The sequence below is a fragment of the Pseudoalteromonas sp. PAST1 genome (assembly GCF_021532515.1).
Classification (GTDB): domain Bacteria; phylum Pseudomonadota; class Gammaproteobacteria; order Enterobacterales; family Alteromonadaceae; genus Pseudoalteromonas; species Pseudoalteromonas simplex.
In genome coordinates, this window is record NZ_JAKGBH010000134.1 from 1 (window position 1) to 1,256 (window position 1,256).

The 1,256-nt window shown below is 40.1% G+C and carries 1 protein-coding gene; it reads right to left on the reverse strand.

Annotated elements, in window-relative coordinates; translation table 11 throughout:
• On the reverse strand, positions 1-1,164 hold a 1,164-nt coding region (locus L1272_RS23025), incomplete at its 3' end, for an IS4 family transposase (RefSeq protein WP_235374371.1).
• Between the last annotated feature and the right edge of the window lie 92 nt (positions 1,165-1,256).

Sequence of the window (1,256 nt, forward strand, 5' to 3'; positions counted from 1 at the left end):
TGGCGTAAACATGAAGAAAGCGATTACCTGACGCATAGATTGGCTAAAACTTAATTGAGTAGGCAAGATATCTTCTTCTTTAGTTGCATCAAGCATGATTATGCGTATTAAGTTGTAAGCGAGTAATAACCCCCATAACTCTTGGCGTACCATGTCTGGCTTCTTACTACGTAATGTGTGTTTGCTATGATTCAATCCCTGCTTTATTTCTCTAAACGCCAGCTCAATTTCCCAACGTTGTGTATAAACCTCTATTAATTCGTCATGCGGAAATCGTAAAGGGTCAATAAGCGAACTAAGAACACGATAGCTTTTTCCATCAGCTTTATAAGTGGTTAATCTTGCCGTTATAGTATCTGGTAATGACTCAAACTTCTTTCTAGCCTGAGGGCTTGTGGACAAGGTAACTATTTTATCATTATCACTGATACTGTGTTCAACTTGATACTGTAAATCCTTCCTTGCTGGTAACATCCAGTGAGCGTTATTTCCTTGGTTTTGCCATTGATGTAGCAGTCCTAATGAGTAATAACCACGGTCAAACAAGGTTAGAGAATTATCCGGTACGGCTGGTAATAGACGTTGAGCTAGGCTCATTTCACCTACGCAACGGGCGTCAAAACTACTGTCTAGCAATAAGTGGCTAGATACTTCCATTAAGCTACACATTCGAACTTGTGGGTAGCTGACTTCTCCATGTTGATTACTGTCACTGCCAAACTTTTCTCGGTTTTCTTGATTATCATGAGTTCGGAAGCTAACGCCATCCACTGCAAGTAAATTAAGTCCACACCACTGCTCAAAAGGCTGGGTGGTAAACGCTTTATGTGAAAGTAGTTGAAATGTTTGTTGGACTGCTTCGTAACCCAATCTTTGGCGACCTTGCACTAGTGCGCTCGGCGCTACTAATTTGTTTTTTCCGGGCAGAGATATATCGAGTCTATTAGCAATATCCCACACGGTTTCGTTTCGGAATAAACTCATTCCAATGACAGACCACATAACAGCTTCTAGCGGTAATCGCCTTCTGCGAACAGTTGCAACACCCGCATGTTCAAATGCTTGTTCAAGAATATCAGGGTCAAGAACCTGCTTAAGTTTGTCGAGCGTATGTACATCATCTAAAAAGGAGGACATATCATCGAAGTGCTGAATTAGAGACATAAAAAATCCGATATTATTTCTAATATCGGATTTTGAAGCTATGAAAAGATCAGTCAAGTGATCATAAAAATATTCTTAACTGATCAGCATTA